The following is a 20,422-nucleotide window of genomic DNA, read 5'->3' on the forward strand; positions in this document are numbered from 1 at the left end:
GCTCACAGGCAGGCGTTGAGATGCGCGCAAATTTGCGCGCATCTCATACTGTTGAAGGGGGGGTTAGGACGCTTCTTGCATCAGGACGTATTTAGCAATCCTGTGCGGCGGCCGGCCTGGCTCTGTTGGTTGATATGTCCAGTGAGTGAGGATGTAGAAGCCGCGCTTTCGAAGTCGTCGGATCGTGCTGGGAGGCTGGACAATATCCAACTCCTGGGCCGCCTGGATGGATGAAATCGGGCCGTTTCGAAGCGCCTCGATCATTTTTCGGTCTTGCTCCGCTGAAGAATGACGTGTCATAGTTTGCCCTTCACTTGGTGCTATCCAATGTGTATTCGTTAAGGCGGTGCTCGAACACCGCCTTAGCGCTCTCTCTCCAGTTCCTCATTCCATTTTTGCTCGCGATCGAACTCATCGAGCGCCAACCTGCGCTGCGCGCTCGATCCACGCCTTGAGCTCTGTCATCAGGATCAAACGGCGACGGCCAAGCTTGAAAGCTTTTAGGTCTCCGGTTGCTATGAGCTCGTAAATACCCGACCGGGAGTGCCCAACGATCCGCGCCGCGTCCTCGACGCTGACTGAAAGCGGGGTGAACTGTTCTGCTTGATTCATAGGTTTTTTATCCTTGATCGACGGGGCGGACTGTACGATACTCGTCCGGACGTAAACATATTATTTGTAAGTAACATGATCTGCAAGCAAAAGGTTTGTAGACGCGGCGAGGCGGGTAAATGGCAAATCGTTCGAAGAAGGTCGTTTTATCAGTCCGGGTGGATCCCTACCTGAAGGCGGCGTTAGAGCTTTCGGCAGTGTCAAAGAACGAGAAGATCGTAAAGGTTCTGGAAACGTGTCTTGAGAGCGGGCTGAACGATCGGGAGATCCCCAATCCTTTCAAACCGAGAGACGCCAATCAGGAAAGGATCAGCTTCATGATCGCGTTTACTGCAATCTGGACTGAAAGTGAGGCTCTTTATAAATTGAGGGCGGGCGCACTCGGCCCAGGGTTCGCGGGGGAAGAACTCGCCACCGCTGCGATGCTTGTCCTAGGTGACAATTATTTCCGGGGGGATACTGACCTGTTCGGCGACCTGAACGGGGCTGCTAAGACCTTCGGGTTCACCCCGAAGACTCGCCCCATGGTCAACTTGCTCAGGGTGGAGGAGGAGTGGTCTGTAGTCGAGGAGTACGTGCGGTTTCTCGCCAACAACAAACCGCTCGCGCCGGATTACAAGGACTACAAGAGGATGCGAACCAACGCGGGCTAAATCAGCTCGACCGCAGCCGCCTTCGTTCCTGGCGCCAAGTGGGCATACCGAAGCGTCATCTTGATATCGGCGTGCCCCAACAGATCCCGTACCGTGTTGAGCGGTACGCCGGCCATTACTAAGCGTGACGCGAAGTCGTGACGCATATCATGCCAGCGGAAGCCTTCAATCTTGGCTCGCTCGAGTAGGTTGAGCCAAGCGCTCTTAATGTCCTCCAGGCGGCCGCCTGCCTGACTAGGGAAAACGTACCGAGACTTCCCGGCCTGCTTTTTCCAATCATCCAGTACGCCGAAGGCCTCCTTGTTCATCGGGATATGCCGTGTGTCGCTAGTCTTGGTGGTGGCGCCGGCGGCGGTGATCGTCTTTGTATGGAAATTCACCGCTGACCATTTCAAGTCGAACAGCTCGCCGCGTCTCATGCCTGTATTAAGCGACACTAGCACCATCGGCTTCAGATGATCGGTGAAGGGCAATTCCTGAAGGCACGGCATCAACTCCTTGCCGCGGTCTGCCCGCCACTTATTCGCAGTCTCGCGCTCGGCCCGGGCTTCGTCTTGGCGCGCGTCCAGCGCTTCACGCAGGCGCTTGGTCTCGTCAGCATCCAGATAGCGGACCAGCCCCATGGAGTCGACCTTGAGGGCCTTGAGCTTTTCCATCGGGTGAGAGCTGATGTACTCCCACTCAACAGCCCGGCTGAAGACCCCGCTAATTGAGCCCATCTTACGGTTGACCGTCGACGGCTTGTTGCCGGACTGCATCCATCCCGTGCGGATCTGGTCCAGGTCGCGGCCGGTGATGGCATCGATACGCTGAGCCATGATTGCGTTGAAGTTGTTGTCGAGCGTGTGCAGGGTTTTCTCATGCCCTTTATGATGGGTCTCGAACCAGGGCATATAGATGTCGTCGATGAACTGGCGCAGGGAGGGGAGGGTGGCGCCCTTACGGCCCTGCGTGATCGCCAGCGGCTCGCCATGTTCATGTGCGTCGGCCAAGTACCGGGCAGCCTCTGTGCGTGCTTGATCCAGCGTCATCACCCCGACGCGGCCAAGGGTGGCATTCTTGTTGCGCCCCCAGGTGACCATGTAAGACTTATGCCCGCTCGGCAGTACGCGGATGAATAGGCCTGGTTGCACAGTGTCATGCACCCGGTAGGCTTTGAGCTCAGTGGGTAGCCCGTTGATGAGCTTTTGGGTGATCTTCGTTTTCAAGCGATCCAGCTCCGTGACAGCACCGTGGCAGCAAAAAGAACTATACGGGGCCGTTTTTACGGACGCAACCGGACGAAAAGCCCAGTAAATAAGGGCTTCACCCAATCCTGGTGGCTTCTAAATTGACCCTCCTAAGGGGAAGGTTGGCAGTTCGAACCTGCCCTGGGACACCATCTTTCCGCAGTCTCCAATATCTCTCTCCTTGCATTCCTTACCCTGGGCGCCTCGATGCCTCTGAGTTGCTCCATCTATATATAGATGGAAGAGGGTGGTTTTCGGGTTTCTGCGAATTTTTGATAGAAGTATCAAATCAGTGCTTGACGGCAGATTCTGGAGGCCTATAATTCGCCCCACTTCCGGCGCAGTCGAAACGGAAAACTCCTTGGTAAACAATGAGTTACGCAGTTTTGATGGTCAGGTGCTTCAGTTCATTGAAGCCCGCAGGAAGTTGAAAAAGAGGTGTTGACAGCAGCGAGTAACGCTGTAGAATTCGCCTCCCGCTGACGAGAGATCGAAAGCGCAAGTGGTTGAAGTTGTTAAGGATTCCTTGAAAACTTCTGAAAATAATCACTTGACAGCAAATGAGGCTGCTGTAGAATGCGCGCCTCGGTTGAGCAAAGCGCTTAACCAACCGCTCTTTAACAACTGAATCAAGCAATTCGTGTGGGTGCTTGTGGTGTCAGACTGCTAGTCAACAGATTATCAGCATCACAAGTTACTCCGCGAGAAATCAAAGATGTAACCAACGATTGCTGAGCCAAGTTTAGGGTTTTCTCAAAACCCAAAGATGTTTGAACTGAAGAGTTTGATCATGGCTCAGATTGAACGCTGGCGGCAGGCCTAACACATGCAAGTCGAGCGGATGAAGAGAGCTTGCTCTCTGATTCAGCGGCGGACGGGTGAGTAATGCCTAGGAATCTGCCTGGTAGTGGGGGACAACGTTTCGAAAGGAACGCTAATACCGCATACGTCCTACGGGAGAAAGCAGGGGACCTTCGGGCCTTGCGCTATCAGATGAGCCTAGGTCGGATTAGCTAGTTGGTGAGGTAATGGCTCACCAAGGCGACGATCCGTAACTGGTCTGAGAGGATGATCAGTCACACTGGAACTGAGACACGGTCCAGACTCCTACGGGAGGCAGCAGTGGGGAATATTGGACAATGGGCGAAAGCCTGATCCAGCCATGCCGCGTGTGTGAAGAAGGTCTTCGGATTGTAAAGCACTTTAAGTTGGGAGGAAGGGCATTAACCTAATACGTTAGTGTTTTGACGTTACCGACAGAATAAGCACCGGCTAACTCTGTGCCAGCAGCCGCGGTAATACAGAGGGTGCAAGCGTTAATCGGAATTACTGGGCGTAAAGCGCGCGTAGGTGGTTTGTTAAGTTGGATGTGAAAGCCCCGGGCTCAACCTGGGAACTGCATTCAAAACTGACAAGCTAGAGTATGGTAGAGGGTGGTGGAATTTCCTGTGTAGCGGTGAAATGCGTAGATATAGGAAGGAACACCAGTGGCGAAGGCGACCACCTGGACTGATACTGACACTGAGGTGCGAAAGCGTGGGGAGCAAACAGGATTAGATACCCTGGTAGTCCACGCCGTAAACGATGTCAACTAGCCGTTGGGGACCTTGAGTCTTTAGTGGCGCAGCTAACGCATTAAGTTGACCGCCTGGGGAGTACGGCCGCAAGGTTAAAACTCAAATGAATTGACGGGGGCCCGCACAAGCGGTGGAGCATGTGGTTTAATTCGAAGCAACGCGAAGAACCTTACCAGGCCTTGACATCCAATGAACTTTCCAGAGATGGATTGGTGCCTTCGGGAACATTGAGACAGGTGCTGCATGGCTGTCGTCAGCTCGTGTCGTGAGATGTTGGGTTAAGTCCCGTAACGAGCGCAACCCTTGTCCTTAGTTACCAGCACGTAATGGTGGGCACTCTAAGGAGACTGCCGGTGACAAACCGGAGGAAGGTGGGGATGACGTCAAGTCATCATGGCCCTTACGGCCTGGGCTACACACGTGCTACAATGGTCGGTACAGAGGGTTGCCAAGCCGCGAGGTGGAGCTAATCCCACAAAACCGATCGTAGTCCGGATCGCAGTCTGCAACTCGACTGCGTGAAGTCGGAATCGCTAGTAATCGCGAATCAGAATGTCGCGGTGAATACGTTCCCGGGCCTTGTACACACCGCCCGTCACACCATGGGAGTGGGTTGCACCAGAAGTAGCTAGTCTAACCTTCGGGGGGACGGTTACCACGGTGTGATTCATGACTGGGGTGAAGTCGTAACAAGGTAGCCGTAGGGGAACCTGCGGCTGGATCACCTCCTTAATCGACGACTCAGCTGCGCCATAAGCTCCCACACGAATTGCTTGATTCATTGAAGAAGACGATAGAAGCAGCCCGAAATTGGGTCTGTAGCTCAGTTGGTTAGAGCGCACCCCTGATAAGGGTGAGGTCGGCAGTTCGAATCTGCCCAGACCCACCAATTTTGTGTGGGAAACGCCTGTAGAAATACGGGGCCATAGCTCAGCTGGGAGAGCGCCTGCCTTGCACGCAGGAGGTCAGCGGTTCGATCCCGCTTGGCTCCACCACTACTGCTTCTGACGTATAAAGCTTAGAAATGAGCATTCCATCGAAGGATGGTGAATGTTGATTTCTAGTCTTTGACTAGATCGTTCTTTAAAAATTTGGGTATGTGATAGAAAGATAGACTGAACGTTACTTTCACTGGTAACGGATCAGGCTAAGGTAAAATTTGTGAGTTGCTCTTAGAGCAATGCGAATTTTCGGCGAATGTCGTCTTCACAGTATAACCAGATTGCTTGGGGTTATATGGTCAAGTGAAGAAGCGCATACGGTGGATGCCTTGGCAGTCAGAGGCGATGAAAGACGTGGTAGCCTGCGAAAAGCTTCGGGGAGTCGGCAAACAGACTTTGATCCGGAGATGTCTGAATGGGGGAACCCAGCCATCATAAGATGGTTATCTTGTACTGAATACATAGGTGCAAGAGGCGAACCAGGGGAACTGAAACATCTAAGTACCCTGAGGAAAAGAAATCAACCGAGATTCCCTTAGTAGTGGCGAGCGAACGGGGACTAGCCCTTAAGTGGCTTTGAGATTAGCGGAACGCTCTGGAAAGTGCGGCCATAGTGGGTGATAGCCCTGTACGCGAAAGTCTCTTAGTCATGAAATCGAGTAGGACGGAGCACGAGAAACTTTGTCTGAATATGGGGGGACCATCCTCCAAGGCTAAATACTACTGACTGACCGATAGTGAACTAGTACCGTGAGGGAAAGGCGAAAAGAACCCCGGAGAGGGGAGTGAAATAGATCCTGAAACCGTATGCGTACAAGCAGTGGGAGCAGACTTTGTTCTGTGACTGCGTACCTTTTGTATAATGGGTCAGCGACTTATATTCAGTGGCGAGCTTAACCGAATAGGGGAGGCGTAGCGAAAGCGAGTCTTAATAGGGCGTTTAGTCGCTGGGTATAGACCCGAAACCGGGCGATCTATCCATGGGCAGGTTGAAGGTTAGGTAACACTGACTGGAGGACCGAACCGACTACCGTTGAAAAGTTAGCGGATGACCTGTGGATCGGAGTGAAAGGCTAATCAAGCTCGGAGATAGCTGGTTCTCCTCGAAAGCTATTTAGGTAGCGCCTCATGTATCACTGTAGGGGGTAGAGCACTGTTTCGGCTAGGGGGTCATCCCGACTTACCAAACCGATGCAAACTCCGAATACCTACAAGTGCCGAGCATGGGAGACACACGGCGGGTGCTAACGTCCGTCGTGAAAAGGGAAACAACCCAGACCGTCAGCTAAGGTCCCAAAGTTATGGTTAAGTGGGAAACGATGTGGGAAGGCTTAGACAGCTAGGAGGTTGGCTTAGAAGCAGCCACCCTTTAAAGAAAGCGTAATAGCTCACTAGTCGAGTCGGCCTGCGCGGAAGATGTAACGGGGCTCAAACCATACACCGAAGCTACGGGTATCATCTTCGGATGATGCGGTAGAGGAGCGTTCTGTAAGCCTGTGAAGGTGAGTTGAGAAGCTTGCTGGAGGTATCAGAAGTGCGAATGCTGACATGAGTAACGACAATGGGTGTGAAAAACACCCACGCCGAAAGACCAAGGTTTCCTGCGCAACGTTAATCGACGCAGGGTTAGTCGGTCCCTAAGGCGAGGCTGAAAAGCGTAGTCGATGGAAAACAGGTTAATATTCCTGTACTTCTGGTTATTGCGATGGAGGGACGGAGAAGGCTAGGCCAGCTTGGCGTTGGTTGTCCAAGTTTAAGGTGGTAGGCTGAAATCTTAGGTAAATCCGGGGTTTCAAGGCCGAGAGCTGATGACGAGTTACCCTTTGGGTGACGAAGTGGTTGATGCCATGCTTCCAAGAAAAGCTTCTAAGCTTCAGATAACCAGGAACCGTACCCCAAACCGACACAGGTGGTTGGGTAGAGAATACCAAGGCGCTTGAGAGAACTCGGGTGAAGGAACTAGGCAAAATGGCACCGTAACTTCGGGAGAAGGTGCGCCGGTGAGGGTGAAGCACTTGCTGCGTAAGCCCACGCCGGTCGAAGATACCAGGCCGCTGCGACTGTTTATTAAAAACACAGCACTCTGCAAACACGAAAGTGGACGTATAGGGTGTGACGCCTGCCCGGTGCCGGAAGGTTAATTGATGGGGTTAGCTAACGCGAAGCTCTTGATCGAAGCCCCGGTAAACGGCGGCCGTAACTATAACGGTCCTAAGGTAGCGAAATTCCTTGTCGGGTAAGTTCCGACCTGCACGAATGGCGTAACGATGGCGGCGCTGTCTCCACCCGAGACTCAGTGAAATTGAAATCGCTGTGAAGATGCAGTGTATCCGCGGCTAGACGGAAAGACCCCGTGAACCTTTACTATAGCTTTGCACTGGACTTTGAATTTGCTTGTGTAGGATAGGTGGGAGGCTTTGAAGCGTGGACGCCAGTTCGCGTGGAGCCATCCTTGAAATACCACCCTGGCAACTTTGAGGTTCTAACTCAGGTCCGTTATCCGGATCGAGGACAGTGTATGGTGGGTAGTTTGACTGGGGCGGTCTCCTCCTAAAGAGTAACGGAGGAGTACGAAGGTGCGCTCAGACCGGTCGGAAATCGGTCGTAGAGTATAAAGGCAAAAGCGCGCTTGACTGCGAGACAGACACGTCGAGCAGGTACGAAAGTAGGTCTTAGTGATCCGGTGGTTCTGTATGGAAGGGCCATCGCTCAACGGATAAAAGGTACTCCGGGGATAACAGGCTGATACCGCCCAAGAGTTCATATCGACGGCGGTGTTTGGCACCTCGATGTCGGCTCATCACATCCTGGGGCTGAAGCCGGTCCCAAGGGTATGGCTGTTCGCCATTTAAAGTGGTACGCGAGCTGGGTTTAGAACGTCGTGAGACAGTTCGGTCCCTATCTGCCGTGGACGTTTGAGATTTGAGAGGGGCTGCTCCTAGTACGAGAGGACCGGAGTGGACGAACCTCTGGTGTTCCGGTTGTCACGCCAGTGGCATTGCCGGGTAGCTATGTTCGGAAAAGATAACCGCTGAAAGCATCTAAGCGGGAAACTTGCCTCAAGATGAGATCTCACTGGAACCTTGAGTTCCCTGAAGGGCCGTCGAAGACTACGACGTTGATAGGTTGGGTGTGTAAGCGCTGTGAGGCGTTGAGCTAACCAATACTAATTGCCCGTGAGGCTTGACCATATAACACCCAAGCAATTTGCGAACTCGAAAGAGGCCAGATTGCGGTGTGTGAAGACGCAATGAACCGAAAGTTCGCACAACACACAAAGCTGTCACATACCCGATTCGCTGGAACGTCGATAGACGCGTCAGCTCAAGAATTTCTTGACGACCATAGAGCATTGGAACCACCTGATCCCATCCCGAACTCAGAAGTGAAACGATGCATCGCCGATGGTAGTGTGGGGTTTCCCCATGTGAGAGTAGGTCATCGTCAAGATTAAATTCCGAAACCCCAATTGCGAAAGCAGTTGGGGTTTTGTTTTTGCGCGCGAGAAAGTGGCGTGCTGAGATACTCATCTCCCTCCTTATCCAAGGCTCTATCGCAAGGCAAATAGCGCAATTACACATCTCTTGCTTCAAGAGAACGCTACCACTGGCCGATAACCATACAGTCACAGGGTCTTCAATTCTCGCAGCCTCTGTTCAAGAGAAATCGCTTGATAGCATGTGGCTACTAGCTATCATCTGCGCGCGTGAAGGGGCAGTGAAGCTGATCTTGTCCATCTAGTTGCCTTTCGGTTCTTCTTCTTAAATTGCCTGGAAATCTTCGATGCTGTCGTATCACCAAAAGAGTTTTCTGATCGTCGATGATTTTTCGGACTTCCGCAGCTCGGTAAGGTCCATGCTGCGCGAGCTGGGCGTCAAGGATGTGGATACTGCCGACACCGGAGAGCAGGCACTGAAAATGTGCTCGCAGAAATCCTACGATTTCATCCTGCAGGACTTCCACCTGGGGGATGGCAAGAAAAACGGTCAGCAGGTTCTCGAAGACCTGATGATTGAGAAGCTGATCAGCCATGAAAGTGTATTTGTCATGGTGACCGCCGAAACGAGTCAGGCCATGGTGCTTAGTGCGCTGGAGCACGAACCCGACGCGTATTTGACTAAGCCTTTCAACCGTTCCGGCCTGGCACAGCGTCTTGAACGCCTGGAGCAGCGCAAGACGTTGCTCAAGCCAATCCTGCAAGCCCTCGACCGGGGGAAGCCGGCTGAAGTGCTTAACGCTTGCATTGCACTGTGCAAACAAGACATCCGCTACTCGCCGCTGTGCCTGCGCTATCGCGCCGATGCACTACGCGACCTGAATCAGAATGAGGCGCTGGAGCGACTCTACGACAGCATCATTGCCGATCGACCTTTGCCCTGGGCGTTTGCCGGTTTGGGCAAGCTGTTGTTCAAGCGTGGGCAGGTTGCACAAGCTAAAGGCGTCTACGAAAAGGCGCTTAAAGTCTTTCCCATGATGCCGGCGCTCTACGATGGCATGGCGGATGTATTGGTGGCCGAAGGGGATACCAAGTCCGCACAGAAAGTATTGGAAGAGGCGATTCGCCTGTCGCCATTGGCGGTGCGACGCCAGGCTCAATTGGGCAAATTGGCGATGGCCAATGAAGACTTCGACACGGCCTCCAAAGCCTACCGACAGGCTGTTGCCCAAGGTGCTCAATCACGTTTCAAGGATGCCGAGAGTAATCTTGGGCTGGCTCATGCCTTGATCAGCAAAGGCAGCGAAAAAGGCCTGGATACCCGGACCCGGCTTGAAATCAATACAACGCTCAGTGCCGTGGCCAAGGAAAATCCTTCCGATCCCGGCTTGCAAATCCGTGCGCGCTTGATGAAAGCCACCAGTCTGTTGCTCAACGATGCCGAGACCGCTGAAAAACTCACCGAACAAGCGTTGTTGCGCCTCGATGGCATGGAGCAGTTCATGAGTGCCGAGGCGGCGTTGTTAGTCGCCAAACAATTGCAAATGCTCGGTCAGGCAGAAGCCGGTACTTCGATGCTGAAAAACTGCGTGGAAATTTACGGTGACGATCCGGCCGTGATGAAGGACATCGCCAAGCTGACGGATGACCCAAGCATTCTCAACTCCGGTAACGCTGCGGCCGACCTCAACCGTCAGGGCGTACGTGTCTACAAAACCGGCAATCTGGTCGAGGCCCGGGAAGTGTTCCGTAAAGCCCTGGCGATGCAGCCCAAGAACATCAGTATTGCATTGAACATGGCGCAATCGCTGTTGCATGGCACGGACACCAGCGTGCCATCGGCTGAGCTCGAAGAATGTCGAAAGTGCCTGAAAATGGTCGGTTTGATGCCCGACACCGATGCCCGTTATCCGCGCTATCAGAAGCTCAAAAGCAAGGCGTTTGGCGAATGAACGATAACCAGCAGTCCCTGGACTTCTCCACGGTGATCGCGTCCACCGTGCATGACATGAAGAATTCGTTGGCCATGCTGATGCAGGCCCACAGCCAATGGTTGGCGAGGTTGCCTGATCCGTCGAGGCATACCCCGGAACAAGGTGTGATCGAGTTCGAGTTCGCTCACCTCAACGGCATGCTTGTGCAGTTGCTGGGTTTGTACAAGTTGGGCGTGAATCAGATGCCTTTGCAGCCGGCCTATCACGAACTGGATGACTTCATCGAAGCACAACTTGCCTGTCATCAGGACGTATTCGCCAGTCGCGGTATCGCTGCGACTTTCGAGGTCGACCCATTGAGTCCGCTGGGTTTCTTCGATCGAGAGCTGATTGCTTCGGTTCTGGCAAACAGCATCAATAATGCCATTCGATATGCCCGTCATGCAGTCTTGATCAGCGTCAGCGATGAAGCCGGGCAGTTGGTGCTCACCATCAACGATGACGGCGAAGGCTACCCTGCCCAGATGATCGAGCATCAGTTGGATTATGTGCAGGGTATCAATCACAGCAGCGGGAGCACCGGCCTGGGACTTTATTTTGCTGGGCGGATAGCGGCATTGCATCAGCGCAACGGAGTCGTCGGGCGGACTGAGATCAGCAACGGTGGTCCTTTGGGCGGCGGTGTCTTCAGTATTTATCTGCCCTGATTTGTTTTTGCCAGGACTACAGTTTTTTGTTTGGCGCTGCTTGATATTCCGAACACGCGGAGCCTATTTTGTACGGGTGCCGTTCTCGGCACGCACAAAACAAGGATTGCGTCATGACTAGCGAAGGCCTGAGTTCAATTGCGCAGCGATTGGCGGGCATTGACGAGGTTGAATGCGTCACACCTGATTTGAACGGCGTGCCGCGGGGGAAAGTGATGACCGCCGAGGGTTTCCTCGAGGGACGTCGTTTGCAGATGGCGCGGGGTGTGCTGCTGCAATGCATCATGGGCGGATATCCGCCAGCACGCTTTTACGGCAGTGACGACGGCGATCTGGCGCTGGTGCCCGATCCGGCGCAAATCCATCGCTTGCCCTGGAGCAAGCAACCTCGTGCATTCGCCATTTGCGATGCGGACGAATTGAGCGGAGAAAGCTCCAATCTTTCGACTCGGGGCCAACTAAAAAGGGTACTCGGCCGGTACTCGGCTCTTGGTTTGACTCCGGTAGTGGCGACGGAGCTGGAGTTTTTTGTCTTCGCGCCCAACAGCGATCCGACTCAGCCTTTCCAGCCGCCAATTGGTCTGGATGGCCGTCGCGAAGACGGTCACTCGGCATTCAGTGTCAGCTCCAATAACGGTCTTCGGCCGTTTTTCAGTGAAGTCTACGAATGCATGGCCGCCTTGGGCTTGCCTCGCGATACCTTCATGCATGAGATGGGTGTCAGCCAATTCGAGATCAATCTGCTGCACGGTGATGCGCTTTTGCTGGCTGATCAGACGTTCCTGTTCAAGCATCTGCTCAAGGAAGTCGCGCTCAAGCACGGCCTGACCGTGGTTTGCATGGCCAAGCCATTGGCGCATACGCCCGGCAGCTCGATGCACATCCACCAAAGCGTCATCCAGACCGATAACGGGCTTAACGTGTTCAACGATGAGGCCGGGCAGCCAACCGCGACCTTCCGTCATTTCATCGCCGGCCAACAAGCCTGCATGGCGGATTTCACTGCGCTGTTTGCGCCGAATGTGAATTCATATCAGCGCTTGTGTCACCCCTACGCATCGCCGAATAATGCCTGCTGGTCCCATGACAATAGGGCAGCGGGTTTGCGCATTCCGGCCAGTTCGCCGGTTGCTCGTCGGGTCGAAAACCGCTTGCCGGGCGCCGACGCCAACCCGTATCTGGCGATTGCCGCCAGCCTGGCTGCGGGGCTATACGGTATCGAGCATAAACTGGAGCCAAGCGAGCCCATCCAGGGCGAATTCAAAGTGCCGGACGATCTTTCATTGCCCTGTACCTTGCATGCTGCTCTTGAGCGTCTGAAACGTAGCCAGTTGGCCAAGGAACTGTTCGGCAATGAATTCATCGAAGGTTACGTCGCTTCGAAGACCATGGAGTTGACTAGCTTCTTTGATGAAATTACTCCCTGGGAACGCCGTGTTCTGGCGGCCCAGGCCTGACGCAAAGTCTATAACGGTCTATCTTTTCGGTAGTCCGAATCTCACCGCAAGGAGCCGCTCGGAACGCCGATGCGCCAAATCTGGAAACCCTTTCGAGCGCTTTATTTCGCCTCGCTGATGATGTTGATCGGCTCCGGCTTGCTAAGTACTTACCTGGGCCTTCGTCTGGCGGCCGACCATGTCGACAGCCTGTGGGTCGGTGCGTTGATGGCAGCCAACTACTTTGGCCTGGTGCTGGGCGGCAAGATCGGTCACCGGTTGATCGCCAGGGTCGGGCACATTCGAGCCTATTCGGCCTGTGCCGGGATCGTCGGTGCGGCGGTACTCGGGCATGGACTGGTGGACTTTTTGCCCGCCTGGATATTTCTACGGGTGATAGTCGGCCTGGGCATGATGTGCCAGTACATGGTCATCGAGAGCTGGCTGAACGAGCAGGCCGAAGCGAGTCAGCGCGGCACGGTATTCAGTGGCTACATGATTGCTTCCTACCTTGGCCTGGTGCTGGGGCAGCTGATTCTGGTCATGCACCCTGGCCTGGGCCTGGAACTGCTGATGTTGGTCGCGTTGTGCTTTGCCCTGTGCCTGGTGCCAGTGGCGCTGACGCGTCGGATTCACCCGGCGCCGCTGCGACCGGCCCCCATGGAGCCGCGATTTTTCATCAAGCGCGTACCTCAATCGTTGAGCACCGTGCTCGGTGCAGGCCTGATCATCGGCTCCTTTTACGGTCTGGCGCCGCTGTATGCCTCGCAGCAGGGGTTATCCACGGAGCAGGTCGGTCTGTTCATGGGTAGCTGCATTTTTGCCGGCCTGGTGGTGCAGTGGCCATTGGGTTGGCTGTCCGATCGTTATGACCGGGCTGTGCTGATTCGCTGTTTTGCCGTGATCCTGGCATTGGCTGCCTTGCCCTTGGCGATCCTCAAGCAGGTGCCGCTGGAGGTGCTGTTCATCGCCGGCTTCATCTGTTCGCTGGTGAAGTTCTGCCTGTATCCGCTCGCTGTCGCATTCTCCAATGACCACGTCGAAGCTGATCGTCGGGTGTCCCTGACGGCGATGTTGTTGGTGACCTATGGTGTCGGCGCCAGTATCGGGCCGCTGGCCGCGGGCGTGCTCATGAAGATGTTTGGCAGCCACATGCTGTATGCTTTCTTCAGTTTCTTCGCCTTGGTACTGGTATGGCGAATTCGCCCGAAAGCCGTCACCAACCTGCATCAGGTGGACGACGCTCCGCTGCATCACGTGGCCATGCCGGACAGTATGTCGAGTTCGCCACTGGTGGCCTGCCTTGATCCGCGGGTCGACGAGCAGGTGGTTCATGATCAGATGCAAAGCCCGCCTTCTGAGCCGTCCCCCGAGTCGGAGCCACAATCCGATACACCGCCTGAGGAGCCGGATTCAGGTAGGGAACAAAGTTTGAACGAAGCCAGGCCATAAGCTTAAGGCATAAAAAAACGGGCAGTCACCGAAAGGGACTGCCCGTTTTTTTGACGCCCTGTTATCAGAAGTCGTCTTTGTCGAAGCGCCGTGCTTCACGTTGCAGCTGATAAACAAATCGCTCGACCTGCCGTTGCACCAGCCCGCTCATGTTGTGAAAGCGTACGCCGGCAAAGGTGGTGGAGATTTTTTCTTCGAAATGCAGGTAACGCAGTTCGACCGGTGCTGTCATCTTGCCGAAGGGCAGGGCGGCCGCGAAGCGATCATAGACCTGGCCCAACTGCAGGCTGCCGGTGATGTCGCCTGCAAAGCGCAATTTGCAACCGGTGGCCGAAATATCCAACAGCTTGCCGCTGATCGGCGCCTTGAGCTTTTCGCCATCCAGGTCGACGTCGACCAGTTGCGCCAGTTTCAAGGCTGCGCGGAATGCATTGCGGCGCTGGTGATAGATCACCTCATCCGGAAGCGTGCCACGGTAGCAGCGGGTACCACCGGATTCGTCGATGGTCATCGGCCCATTGCTTTCCCAGGCGATACGAACACCTTCGTGGAAGCCTTCGACCTTGAAGGGTTCGCCGGCCAGCAAGTAGCGTTCGCCATCGCGAGGAATCATTTCATCCAGGGCAATCATGTTGCTTTCGCGATCGATATCCACCAGATAGCTCTGGAAGCGCTGGCTGCGCTCGTGGAACGTAATGATCAGCGGGTCATGACTTTCTTGCAGCTGGCGAAGGTTGCCGGAGATTTCCAGGGGCGTGCTGAGCACCTTGGGTGGCTGCGGAGCATCGTCCGCATTTAAGGCAATGGACACGGTTAATCAATCTCCAGACAAATTTTGACTACGTCTAGCCAGCATTTTGCCAGCATGTTTCGCATCTTGATAGAGCGTGCTCATCGGCGGGGCTCAAGCCTGACTGAGCGGGCGCGGTTTCACAAGCTTGGAAAATGTTCCACTGGCATCATAGAGCGCTGGAGGTTCGCCGCCAGTAAGAATTTTCAGCTGGGTCGCCGTGGCGGCCTGCTGCACCAGGATCGACTGGCCATTATTGGCATTGGTGGCCTGGCATTGGGTCAGGAGCTCGTTCAGCACATCGCTTTGCGCCAGCAGGGATTCGCCAACGCTCGACTGGCTGGCCAGTTGCTCCAGGCCGCTGCGGTTGGTGGGCAGGTTGAGGCTGGCGAGGATTTCACTGCGTTTGCGGCCATGCTGTTCGAGCAAAATGATCAATGCCTGCTTCTGCGCCAGAATGCCTTCGAGCAGGTGCATGTCGCGACCGTGCAGGGCCAGGGATTCGGTACGCAATAACTCCAGCAGTTGTTGCGCTGGAGCAAAGTCGTCGGTGATCAGTTGCAGTAGATTTGTGTCGTGCATGGCTGGCCTTGGGTTTTAAGCGTCCAAAAGCCTGGCGCGGGCCGTAGCCTAGCGCTGGGCTTCGAAGTTGAGCAGTTTGCTGGCTACACGGTTGCTGTCGACTTTATAGCTGCCATCGGCAATCGCTGCTTTCAACTCGGCCACGCGGGCTTTGTCGACGACAGGCTGATCGCGCAGCGTATCAGTGACCTTCTGCAACTGTTGAGCCTCATTGCTGAGATGTACCGACTCCCCGACTGTAGCGGTCCCGGCCTGTTCGCTCGGGGTGTTCAGCGGCGCGGATTTGCCGCTTTCGGCAGTTTCCTTGGCAACGCTGGTACGTGTACTGCCGGTAAGTGACGAGGAGCTGTTCAAACGGCTGAAATCGATAACCATGATAAAAAACCTCTGGGAATTTGGACGCTTGCCATGTTTTCGGCCATTCCCTAAAAAACTTTAGGCTCATTTATCGAGAGCTTGCGCGCGCCAGCGCTTGCTCTGAATGGAGCACAGTTTAGGGAACAGACATGGTCAGCGCCACATCTTCACTCGCGGTAAATCCTGCATGGCCGTTTACATTGAAACCTCCACCTGCCCCGGAGCCGTGACTTGCGCCTTGATGACCCGCTGGGAATTGAGGTTTTTCACCCTGATCTGTTCGCTCATGCCGCCGTTGGCCAGCGCTTCGCCGGGCATTCGCACACTGAGCGTGCCGCTACGGGCGGTAATCACCACTTGATCACCCTTGCGAATAACTTCCGCCTGTTCGAGGTTCACCAGGGTGACGACCTGATCGGCGACCATTGGTCGGGTCAGTCGTTGCCCGATCGCCTGGTCCAGAGACGTCAGATAGCCCTGGCTGATTGCGCTGATATCGCGCTCACGCAAGATAACGTCGGCAGGTTCGACAATGCCGGTGCGCCGAAGCGCTCGGGTGGTGGTCACGACGTCGCGAAACAGCCGGACTTGAGCGGGTACGAAGACTGTCCAGGGGGACGAGCCTTCGCAGCGAACCTTGACCGTGACCCTACCCAAAGGCTTGGCGGGGCTCTCCAGTGAGGCTGTCAATTCCTTGTCGCACTGGGGCATGTGCATGCGCGGATCGAGTTGATTGACCTGGATCTCGTAGCGACCTTCGGTTTGACTGGTGGCCAGATAGTCCTCTACGGTGAATTCAAGAAAGCCCTGAGTGACGCCGATAAGCATGTCAGGCAAGGTAACCGTATCGGCAAGGGCGTGGCTGCCAGTGTTGAACAGGCAGGCAGCCGCCATCACCCCCATAAGTTTGCGGCAGGTTGTGGTCAAGCGTCGAAAAAACGTCGGTTCTGTGTTCATGGAAATATAAAAAGCAAGCGCCGTGCCGTTTACGGATGAAGGCGCGTCGCAACAAGTCAGCGTTGGTTTAGGAGTCTGGGCATGGCTGGTGTAATGGATTCGGTGAACCAGCGCACGCAACTGGTGGGGCAGAATCGCCTTGAGCTGTTGTTGTTCCGTCTCGACGGCCAACAGCTGTATGGGATCAACGTATTCAAGGTTCGGGAGGTGCTGCAATGCCCCCAACTGACGCTGATGCCCAAGTCCAGTCCCGTCGTGTGCGGTGTGGCAAATATTCGAGGGGCAACCATTCCGATCCTGGATCTGGCAATGGCAACCGGGTCCGGTGCCTTGAAGGACAAGAACAACCCGTTCGTGATCATCACGGAGTACAACACCAAGACCCAGGGTTTCCTGGTGCGCTCGGTGGAGCGCATCGTCAACATGAACTGGGAGGAGATTCATCCGCCACCCAAGGGTACCGGTCGCGACCACTACCTGACGGCTGTGACTCGCGTCGACAATCAGTTGGTCGAAATCATCGATGTGGAGAAGGTGCTGGCGGAAGTGGCGCCGACACCGGAGGCGATCTCTGTCGGCGTGGTGGATGTCGAAACCCAGCACAAGGCACTCTCGCTACGCGTGCTGACGGTCGATGACTCGTCGGTGGCACGCAAACAGGTCACGCGTTGCCTGCAAACCGTCGGCGTCGAAGTGGTGGCGTTGAACGATGGCAGGCAGGCGCTGGATTACCTGCGCAAACTGGTCGACGAAGGCAAGAAGCCCGAAGAAGAGTTCCTGATGATGATCTCCGACATCGAGATGCCGGAAATGGATGGATACACTCTGACGGCCGAGATCCGCAACGACCCGCGCATGCAAAAGCTTCATATCATCCTGCATACTTCGTTGTCGGGCGTGTTCAATCAGGCGATGGTCAAGAAGGTCGGTGCCGATGACTTCCTGGCCAAATTCCGTCCTGATGACCTGGCATCCCGGGTAGTCGACCGGATCAAAGCAGCAGACATCAGCTAGGGGCGTCCGGCCCCTGGCAGTCAACACGATTTATAGAGGCGGCAGCATTGTCTACGGGTAATTTGGATTTCGAACAGTTCCGGGTATTCCTGGAAAAAGCCTGTGGCATTTTGCTCGGTGAAAACAAGCAGTATCTGGTCTCAAGCCGTCTCAACAAGCTGATGGAACAGCAAGGTATCAAGTCCCTCGGCGAGTTGGTCCAGCGTATCCAGACTCAGCCGCGCAGCGGTTTGCGCGAGATGGTGGTGGATGCGATGACGACCAACGAAACCCTGTGGTTTCGTGACACCTATCCATTTGAAGTCTTGAAGAACAAGGTCCTGCCTGAGGCGATCAAGGCCAGTCCCGGTCAGCGTTTGCGCATCTGGTCGGCGGCCTGCTCGTCGGGTCAGGAGCCTTACTCGCTGTCGATGTCCATCGACGAATTCGAGCGGAGCAACGTCGGGCAGTTGAAGATGGGGGTGCAGATTGTTGCCACCGATCTGTCTGGCACCATGCTGACCAACTGCAAGACCGGCGAATACGACAGCCTGGCCATCGGTCGCGGCCTCTCGCCCGAGCGCCTGCAGCGTTATTTCGATCCGAAGGGGCCGGGCCGCTGGGTGATCAAGGCACCGATCAAGAGCCGGGTGGAGTTCCGCTCCTTTAACTTGCTGGACAGCTACGCCAGCCTTGGCAAGTTTGACATCGTGTTTTGCCGCAACGTCCTGATCTACTTCTCTGCCGAAGTGAAGAAGGACATTCTGTTGCGCATCCATAGCACGCTGAAGCCGGGTGGCTATCTGTTCCTTGGCGCTTCCGAAGCGCTGAACGGATTGCCGGATCATTACCAGATGGTCCAGTGCAGCCCGGGGATCATTTACCAGGCGAAGTGATGCAAAAACGGCGGTCATAAAAAACGGGAGTCCTTCGGGGCTCCTTTTTTTTGGCTGCCGCTTTTGCAGTGCCCAGTACATAGGGGCCTGGAGAAAGCGGCAGAAAAGCGGCATCCGGCGGAAACCGGTTGCCGCTTTTCTGGCATTGCCGCGCTGCCACAATCCGCAAAGCCCCGGATTATGGGCTTCGTTGGGTTTGGCATGACGCTTGCTAAGTTCATCGTACGAAAAATCAGGTCACCCGAAGGTTTCCCGACATGAGCATCAGCTTCGATAAAGCGCTCGGCATTCACGAAAAGGCTCTGGGCTTCCGCGCCCAGCGCGCTGAAGTGCTGGCCAACAACATTGCCAACGCCGACACCCCGAACTACAAGGCTCGGGATCTGGAGTTTTCGAAAGTGCTCGAGGCGCAGAACGATAAAGCCAGGAACGGCACGTTCGCCTTGAACATGACCAACAGCCGGCATATCGAAGCCGAGGGTCTCGGCAATGGCGACGAGTCGCTGATGTACCGCACGCCGATGCAACCGTCGATCGACCAGAACACCGTGGACGCCCAGCTTGAACAGTCGAACTACGCGGAAAACGCGATCAACTTCCAGGCCAGCTTCACCCTGCTCAACAGCAAATTCAAAGGGCTGATCTCAGCCCTGCGCGGAGAATAAGTCATGTCTCTATCCAGCGTTTTCAACATTGCCGGTAGCGGCATGAGTGCCCAGAACACTCGCTTGAACACCGTCGCTTCGAACATCGCCAACGCCGAGACGGTCTCGTCGAGCATCGACCAGACCTACCGCGCGCGTCACCCGGTGTTCGCCACCATGTTCCAGGGTGCCCAAAGTGGCGGTAGCGATTCGCTGTTCCAGAACCAGGAAGCCGCCGGTCAAGGCGTGCAGGTATTGGGCGTGGTCGAAGACCAGAGCAACCTTGAGGCGCGCTACGAGCCGAACCATCCGGCTGCCGATGCCAAGGGCTACGTCTACTACCCGAACGTCAACGTGGTGGAAGAAATGGCCGACATGATTTCCGCGAGTCGTTCGTTCCAGACCAACGCCGAAATGATGAACACCGCCAAAACCATGATGCAGAAGGTCCTGACCCTCGGTCAGTGATAAGGGGCGACTCAGATGAGTGTTTCCGATACCACCAGTGGTTTGTCGCTTAACGACATCCTGGCGAATTCCTCGGTCAAGACCAACACGGAAAAAGATAGCCTGGCATCCGCCGCGGGCAGTGCCACCGGCAAAAAGGCCCTGGGCAAGGATGCGTTCCTGCAGTTGCTGGTGACGCAACTGAAAAACCAGAACCCGCTGGAGCCTCAGGGCAACGGTGAGTTCGTGGCGCAGTTGGCGCAGTTCAGTAGCCTGGAAGGCATCACCACGCTCAACGATACCGTCAGCGGTATTGCCGGCACCTTCGGTTCATCCCAGGCATTGCAGGCCTCGTCTCTGGTGGGCCGCTCGGTCATCGCTCCGGGCGACAAGGCCGTGGTCGACACCACCAAGGGCATGACCGGATCGGTCGTGCTGCCGCAGTCTGTGGCGGAAACCACGGTGAAAATCACCGACAAGGATGGAAAAGTCATTCGCACTATCAGCCTGACCGATCAGAAAGCCGGCAACGCCAGCTTCACCTGGGACGGCAAGGACGATGCCGGCAACGTGGCCCCGACCGGTACTTATACCTTTGCCGCGTCGACCACTATCGATGATCAAAGCGTCGCGCTGATCACCAATCTGCCGGCAACCGTCAACAGCGTGACCATCAGCCAGACCGGCGGTGAGTTGATGCTCAATCTGGCCGGGCTGGGCAGTGTCGCCCTGTCCAAAGTGCAAACCATTGGTATATAGAGCCGACTAACCCGGCACAA

General features: G+C 55.3%; 17 protein-coding genes, 2 tRNA genes and 3 rRNA genes. 15 read left to right on the plus strand and 7 right to left on the minus strand.

Annotation, left to right across the window (positions count from 1 at the left end; translation table 11 throughout):
- Positions 1 to 63 precede the first annotated feature (63 nt).
- Together ABTV29_RS06655 and ABTV29_RS06660 are read right to left on the minus strand one after the other, a co-directional pair.
- On the minus strand, positions 64 to 300 hold the full coding sequence (locus ABTV29_RS06655) for a helix-turn-helix domain-containing protein (protein ID WP_433769358.1): 237 nt from the start codon (positions 298 to 300) through the stop codon (positions 64 to 66).
- 111 nt (positions 301 to 411) lie between these two features.
- Entirely contained in the window at positions 412 to 612 is a 201-nt protein-coding gene (locus ABTV29_RS06660) for a helix-turn-helix domain-containing protein (protein ID WP_433769359.1), read from the minus strand.
- Positions 613 to 731: 119 nt separating this feature from the next.
- On the opposite strand from ABTV29_RS06660, the gene ABTV29_RS06665 reads away from it, so the two are divergent.
- On the plus strand, positions 732 to 1,265 hold the full coding sequence (locus ABTV29_RS06665; protein WP_433769360.1) for a hypothetical protein: 534 nt from the start codon (positions 732 to 734) through the stop codon (positions 1,263 to 1,265).
- Here ABTV29_RS06665 and ABTV29_RS06670 read toward each other — a convergent pair.
- A complete protein-coding gene (locus ABTV29_RS06670) occupies positions 1,262 to 2,473 on the minus strand; it encodes a phage integrase (protein ID WP_433769361.1) in 1,212 nt (403 codons plus the stop codon). The genes ABTV29_RS06665 and ABTV29_RS06670 overlap by 4 nt on opposite strands.
- Positions 2,474 to 3,266: 793 nt before the next feature.
- Here ABTV29_RS06670 and ABTV29_RS06675 point away from each other — a divergent pair.
- The 9 genes from ABTV29_RS06675 to ABTV29_RS06715 all read left to right on the plus strand — a co-directional run bounded on the left by ABTV29_RS06675 (position 3,267) and on the right by ABTV29_RS06715 (position 13,977).
- Positions 3,267 to 4,803 (plus strand): 16S ribosomal RNA (locus ABTV29_RS06675).
- An 80-nt stretch (positions 4,804 to 4,883) separates the two neighbouring features.
- Positions 4,884 to 4,960 (plus strand) — tRNA-Ile (locus tag ABTV29_RS06680).
- Positions 4,961 to 4,990: 30 nt separating this feature from the next.
- Positions 4,991 to 5,066 (plus strand) — tRNA-Ala (locus ABTV29_RS06685).
- Positions 5,067 to 5,309: 243 nt separating this feature from the next.
- Positions 5,310 to 8,203, plus strand: a 23S ribosomal RNA gene (locus tag ABTV29_RS06690).
- A 143-nt stretch (positions 8,204 to 8,346) separates the two neighbouring features.
- Positions 8,347 to 8,462 (plus strand): 5S ribosomal RNA (gene rrf, locus ABTV29_RS06695).
- The 16S, 23S and 5S rRNA genes sit together here with 2 tRNA genes alongside, the layout of an rRNA operon.
- Before the next feature lie 333 nt (positions 8,463 to 8,795).
- Positions 8,796 to 10,400, plus strand: coding sequence for a response regulator (locus tag ABTV29_RS06700; protein WP_433769362.1), 1,605 nt, complete (start codon positions 8,796 to 8,798; stop codon positions 10,398 to 10,400).
- A complete protein-coding gene (locus tag ABTV29_RS06705; RefSeq protein ID WP_433769363.1) occupies positions 10,397 to 11,089 on the plus strand; it encodes a sensor histidine kinase in 693 nt (230 codons plus the stop codon). The genes ABTV29_RS06700 and ABTV29_RS06705 overlap by 4 nt, the downstream gene beginning before the upstream one ends.
- Before the next feature lie 215 nt (positions 11,090 to 11,304).
- Positions 11,305 to 12,546 carry a glutamine synthetase family protein gene (locus tag ABTV29_RS06710; protein WP_433771776.1) on the plus strand — a complete coding sequence of 414 codons (1,242 nt, stop codon included), beginning with the start codon at positions 11,305 to 11,307 and terminating at the stop codon, positions 12,544 to 12,546.
- A gap of 69 nt (positions 12,547 to 12,615) precedes the next feature.
- A complete protein-coding gene (locus ABTV29_RS06715; RefSeq protein WP_433769364.1) occupies positions 12,616 to 13,977 on the plus strand; it encodes an MFS transporter in 1,362 nt (453 codons plus the stop codon).
- Positions 13,978 to 14,041: 64 nt separating this feature from the next.
- On the opposite strand, the gene ABTV29_RS06720 is transcribed toward ABTV29_RS06715, so the two are convergent.
- From ABTV29_RS06720 to flgA, 4 genes are all read right to left on the minus strand, one after another.
- On the minus strand, positions 14,042 to 14,788 hold the full coding sequence (locus tag ABTV29_RS06720) for a flagellar brake protein (RefSeq protein WP_433769365.1): 747 nt from the start codon (positions 14,786 to 14,788) through the stop codon (positions 14,042 to 14,044).
- A 93-nt stretch (positions 14,789 to 14,881) separates the two neighbouring features.
- Positions 14,882 to 15,349 carry a flagella synthesis protein FlgN gene (locus tag ABTV29_RS06725; RefSeq protein WP_433769366.1) on the minus strand — a complete coding sequence of 156 codons (468 nt, stop codon included), beginning with the start codon at positions 15,347 to 15,349 and terminating at the stop codon, positions 14,882 to 14,884.
- Between the two features lie 48 nt (positions 15,350 to 15,397).
- A complete protein-coding gene (flgM, locus tag ABTV29_RS06730; protein WP_433769367.1) occupies positions 15,398 to 15,724 on the minus strand; it encodes a flagellar biosynthesis anti-sigma factor FlgM in 327 nt (108 codons plus the stop codon).
- Between the two features lie 177 nt (positions 15,725 to 15,901).
- Positions 15,902 to 16,663, minus strand: a complete 762-nt coding sequence (gene flgA / locus ABTV29_RS06735; RefSeq protein ID WP_433769368.1) for a flagellar basal body P-ring formation chaperone FlgA — start codon at positions 16,661 to 16,663, stop codon at positions 15,902 to 15,904.
- 81 nt (positions 16,664 to 16,744) lie between these two features.
- On the opposite strand from flgA, the gene ABTV29_RS06740 reads away from it, so the two are divergent.
- The 5 genes from ABTV29_RS06740 to flgD all read left to right on the plus strand — a co-directional run bounded on the left by ABTV29_RS06740 (position 16,745) and on the right by flgD (position 20,402).
- Entirely contained in the window at positions 16,745 to 17,677 is a 933-nt protein-coding gene (locus ABTV29_RS06740) for a chemotaxis protein CheV (RefSeq protein WP_015096472.1), read from the plus strand.
- A gap of 47 nt (positions 17,678 to 17,724) precedes the next feature.
- Positions 17,725 to 18,552 carry a protein-glutamate O-methyltransferase CheR gene (cheR, locus tag ABTV29_RS06745; protein WP_433769369.1) on the plus strand — a complete coding sequence of 276 codons (828 nt, stop codon included), beginning with the start codon at positions 17,725 to 17,727 and terminating at the stop codon, positions 18,550 to 18,552.
- Positions 18,553 to 18,809: 257 nt separating this feature from the next.
- Complete coding sequence (flgB, locus tag ABTV29_RS06750; protein ID WP_433769370.1) at positions 18,810 to 19,217, plus strand: flagellar basal body rod protein FlgB; 408 nt, start codon at positions 18,810 to 18,812, stop codon at positions 19,215 to 19,217.
- A gap of 3 nt (positions 19,218 to 19,220) precedes the next feature.
- Positions 19,221 to 19,664 carry a flagellar basal body rod protein FlgC gene (gene flgC, locus ABTV29_RS06755; protein WP_110964487.1) on the plus strand — a complete coding sequence of 148 codons (444 nt, stop codon included), beginning with the start codon at positions 19,221 to 19,223 and terminating at the stop codon, positions 19,662 to 19,664.
- Between the two features lie 15 nt (positions 19,665 to 19,679).
- Positions 19,680 to 20,402 carry a flagellar hook assembly protein FlgD gene (gene flgD, locus ABTV29_RS06760; protein WP_433769371.1) on the plus strand — a complete coding sequence of 241 codons (723 nt, stop codon included), beginning with the start codon at positions 19,680 to 19,682 and terminating at the stop codon, positions 20,400 to 20,402.
- Positions 20,403 to 20,422 lie beyond the last annotated feature (20 nt).

Origin of the sequence: Pseudomonas putida (genome assembly GCF_050989985.1) — a bacterium.
In the GTDB taxonomy this organism is placed as follows: Bacteria; Pseudomonadota; Gammaproteobacteria; order Pseudomonadales; family Pseudomonadaceae; genus Aquipseudomonas; species Aquipseudomonas putida_AI.